The organism is Georgenia satyanarayanai, assembly GCF_900116375.1.
Classification (GTDB): Bacteria; Actinomycetota; Actinomycetes; order Actinomycetales; family Actinomycetaceae; genus Oceanitalea; species Oceanitalea nanhaiensis.
The window spans coordinates 1-3505 of sequence record NZ_UETB01000030.1 but is presented as its reverse complement, the minus strand read 5'-3'; the positions used below and the strand labels follow the sequence as shown (position 1 = coordinate 3505).

Annotated in this window: 2 protein-coding genes and 2 pseudogenes; all 4 read left to right on the top strand. The window is 66.4% G+C overall.

All coding sequences use genetic code 11. The features are described 5' to 3' along the window. A pseudogene (locus tag DSZ44_RS17965) lies at positions 1-438 on the top strand (DDE-type integrase/transposase/recombinase); the annotation flags it as partial. A gap of 73 nt (positions 439-511) precedes the next feature. Beyond that, on the top strand, positions 512-1864 hold the full coding sequence (locus DSZ44_RS17960; RefSeq protein ID WP_441316596.1) for an IS30 family transposase: 1353 nt from the start codon (positions 512-514) through the stop codon (positions 1862-1864). 4 nt (positions 1865-1868) lie between these two features. Further along, positions 1869-2162: pseudogene (locus DSZ44_RS17955) on the top strand (integrase core domain-containing protein); the annotation flags it as partial. A 231-nt stretch (positions 2163-2393) separates the two neighbouring features. Beyond that, positions 2394-2825 (top strand): hypothetical protein, encoded by a 432-nt coding sequence (locus DSZ44_RS17950; RefSeq protein WP_110853995.1) that lies wholly within the window; start codon positions 2394-2396, stop codon positions 2823-2825. Positions 2826-3505 lie beyond the last annotated feature (680 nt).

Here is a 3505-nt window from a genome sequence, read left to right as displayed (position 1 = left end):
GGCGGGCGGGTCAACCACAAGCGGGTCGCGCGAGTGATGCGGGCCGCGGGCATCGCCGGCTACGTCAAGAAGCGCCGCGTCAGGACGACCGTGCCCGAACCCTCCAACGCGAAGGTCCCCGACCTGCTCAAGCGGGACTTCACCGCCCAGGGGCCCAACCAGCGCTACGTCGGAGACATCACCTACCTGCCGATCGCCGACGGGACCAACCTCTATCTGGCTACCGTGATCGACTGCTACAGCCGTCGGCTCGTGGGCTGGGCCATCGCCGACCACATGCGCACCGACCTCGTCGCCAACGCGCTCAAGGCAGCTGCCGCAGCACGCGGGAGCCTGGCCGGAGCGATCTTCCACAGCGACCACGGATCGGTCGGTGGATTCAACTGGTCGTCGCAACACCCTGATCGTGGAGGTGTGCGACGTGGTCGCGGCGGACTGGAAGAAGAAGGCCAGCGATGCTCCCGAGGGCTTGCGTCGGCAGTGGCGTGCTGATCGGGCGCTTCGGCCGGCGATGCGTTCACCCGGCCGGCCCGAACCGTCGCGGGTTGTGCAGCGCGAGTTCTGGCGGCTGATCGCCACGGGGGTCACGACGGTGGAGGCGTCGCTGGCGGTCGGCGTGTCGTGGCCGGTGGGTACCCGATGGTTTCGCCACGCTGGCGGTATGCCGCCGATCTCGCTGGTTCAACCCTCGGGACGCTACCTGTCGTTCGAAGAACGTGAAGAGATCGCGATCCTGCACGCCAAGGGCACCGGCGTGCGTCAGATCGCCCGCGCCCTGGGGCGTGACCCGGGGTCGATATCTCGTGAGCTGCGCCGTAACGCGGCCACTCGCAGCGGAACGCGGGAGTACCGCGCGACGGTCGCGCAGTGGAAGGCCCAGCAGGCCGCCAAGCGCCCCAAGGTCGCCAAGCTCGTCGCCAACGAGCGCCTGCGCGAGTACGTACAAGAGCGCCTGGAGGGCGCCGTGCGGCGCGCTGACGGAACGGTGGTCGCGGGGCCCGAGGCCGCCGCGTGGAAGGGCCGCAAGATGAAGCCCCGGCGAGCAGATCGGCGCTGGGCCACGGCGTGGAGCCCAGAGCAGATCTCCCATCGGCTCAAGATCGACTTCCCCGATGATGAATCCATGCGCATCAGCCACGAGGCGATCTACCAAGCGTTGTTCATCCAGGGACGTGGCGCTCTGAGGCGTGAGCTCGTCGCGTGCTTACGCACCGGACGCGCGCTGCGCGAACCACGCGCCCGCACGCGGAACAAGCCCCAGGGCCACGTCACCGCCGATGTCGTTCTCTCCGAGCGGCCGGCCGAGGCAGCGGATCGAGCCGTTCCCGAGCACTGGGAGGGCGACCTGATCATCGGGACCGGCAGGTCCGCGATCGGCACGATCGTCGAACGCAGCAGCCGTTCCACGCTCCTGGTGCACCTGCCGCGGCTGGAGGGCTGGGGCGAAAATCCACCGGTGAAGAACGGGCCTTCCCTCGGTGGCTACGGCGCCCTGGCGATGAACGCCGCGCTCACGGCGTCGATGACGACGCTGCCCGAACAGCTACGCAAGACGCTCACCTGGGACCGGGGCAAGGAACTCTCCGGGCACGCCCAGTTCGCACTCGAGACCGGTACGAGAGTGTTCTTCGCAGACCCGCACTCGCCGTGGCAGCGGCCGACGAACGAGAACACCAACGGGCTCCTGCGCCAGTACTTCCCCAAAGGCACCGACCTGTCCCGCTGGTCGGCCGAAGACCTCCAGGCCGTCGCCCTAGCGATCAACAACCGGCCACGCAAAGTCCTCGGCTGGAAGACCCCCGCAGAAGTCTTCACCGAACAGATACTCTCGCTCCAACAACTCAGTGTTGCAACGACCAGTTGAACCCGCCGTCTACACCTCCAAGGACTACGCCACGCTCTGCAAGAGCCTGGGCGTCACCCAGTCGATGGGCGCCATCGGGTCCTCGGCCGACAACGCCCTGGCGGAGTCGTTCAACGCCGCCCTCAAGCGCGAGGTCCTCCAAGACGCCGCCTGCTGGACCGACGAGCTCACCTGCCGCCGGCAGACCTTCAGATGGCTCACCCGCTACAACACCAAGCGCCGCCACTCCTGGTGCCGCTACCAGCCGCCGACCGCCTACGAGACCGCCTACACCGCTACGCTGGCAACCGCCGCGTAATCACACCCCGTGTCCACGAACCGGGGGTAGGGCCCTAAACCTCGTGCGACAGATCTGCCGTGAAAGGGTTGAGCTTCCAGTCCAACGGGTAGGTTCTCGTCCTGTGGAAACGAGCGACTCAATCGCCCGAGGACGTCGGGACTGATCCGCTGCGATCGTCCCAACATACGGATCGAAACGGTAGTGCAACCGGAAGAAGTCATGCGAACCATGGGTGTACGACACGGAGGGATGCTCATCGCCGCCGCCCTCGCCGCGCCGCTACTGGCAAGTTGCGCCGAAGAGGCTGCCCCGCTACCTGAGACGATCAGCTGCACCACACAATACCGCCCAGATGCCGAGAGTTCCGCAGGCTGGCAGAGTCCGGAGCTCATCATTCCGCTGAACAGCCAGGAGACTATCGACTTCGAAGTGATGAGTCTCCAGGTGAGCTACGCCGGGGAGCAGCCCGACGGCAACGCCGTGGCGGTGGTCATTACCGACGCCAAGAAGAACGTCCTTAACTCGACCCTCTACCAACACGACGGCACCGGCGAGCAACTGGGCACCCAGTGGGCAGGCGGCACATCCTTCACCGGACTGCACTACACCAACCATGAGGGCGCCTTGTTGCAGGTGATGTGCAGTGCGGAGACGTCGTATCCGACCAGCGCTAACTGGTGAAGCGTGGACGACTGCGCCGGTGTAGCAAGTACACCCTCCGCAACAGCACACGCATGACGCCATCAGCCTGGCGATCGGCTCGAGAAAGTCGCCCGCGCCGGCGATACTGCAGTTCTCCGCAAGGAGCGCGCCGAAGCTCTCGCCTGCTTACGGACGGAAAGCGACTACCACATCGACCATCGGGGGGCGCCTCAGCGCTCGTCGTCCCATGAGTCGAACCGGCCTCGGTCACACGCAGAGCTCGAAGTCCCTCCCCGACGCGGAGGCCAGCATGTTCCGCAGGGGATCGGTCTACGGGACGTCAGTCAGCGCAGCCCCGCCAGCATGACTCAGTCGCGGAAGCCGCCATGGAGCGCCGACAGAAGCCCGCCACATAACGGCGAAAGCCACGGGTTATGCACCTCGGGGACCGTGCACCCCTAATGCGACGGTTCCGGCTGGTCGGCCGGCGGTCGACATGAGCACCCGGTTCCGAAGGTGGCCTGGCTGGCACCCGTCTGCGAGAGCGGGCACTCAGCGTTGTGAAACGTCGGGGAGACGTGCGCCGGCGATCACCCCGACCAGTCCCATCGCTGCGAGAAACAGGGCTCATCCGAATCCAGGGTGTAGTCGAGGTCTGAATCCGCCGACCTCGAGGAGTGATCGGGCGATGTAGTTCGTGAGATTGCGGAAGCCGAGGG

Bases quoted from the DNA above. Each gene is read 5' to 3' on its own strand.
- DSZ44_RS17960 (WP_441316596.1), top strand. From the start codon at position 512: ATGCGTTCACCCGGCCGGCCCGAACCGTCGCGGGTTGTGCAGCGCGAG.
- DSZ44_RS17950 (WP_110853995.1), top strand. From the start codon at position 2,394: ATGCTCATCGCCGCCGCCCTCGCCGCGCCGCTACTGGCAAGTTGCGCC.